Origin of the sequence: Pseudoalteromonas phenolica (genome assembly GCF_005876835.1) — a bacterium.
Taxonomy (GTDB): domain Bacteria; phylum Pseudomonadota; class Gammaproteobacteria; order Enterobacterales; family Alteromonadaceae; genus Pseudoalteromonas; species Pseudoalteromonas phenolica_B.
In genome coordinates, this window is sequence record NZ_PPSW01000091.1 from 1 (window position 1) to 255 (window position 255).

The window sequence follows — 255 nt, forward strand, 5'->3', positions numbered from 1 at the left end:
GTGTCCACACAGATGATTGTTGAATAGAATTAGAGAACAAAACATTGTTTGGGTCTGTAGCTCAGCTGGTTAGAGCGCACGCCTGATAAGCGTGAGGTCGGTAGTTCAAGTCTACTCAGACCCACCACTTCTTCTCGATGCTGCGTTATAAAGCTCGTCGTTTAGTCGAACTAAACTTCCTCGCTTTATGCCTTGCCTCAAAAAGAAGCTCGGTCAAAACAATGTATTCCTAGTAATGTGGGGCTATAGCTCAGC

Annotated in this window: 1 tRNA gene; it reads left to right on the forward strand. The window is 45.1% G+C overall.

Annotation, left to right across the window (positions count from 1 at the left end):
• Window positions 1-50: 50 nt before the first annotated feature.
• Window positions 51-127 (forward strand) — tRNA-Ile (locus tag C1E24_RS20845).
• The last annotated feature ends 128 nt before the right edge of the window (window positions 128-255 follow it).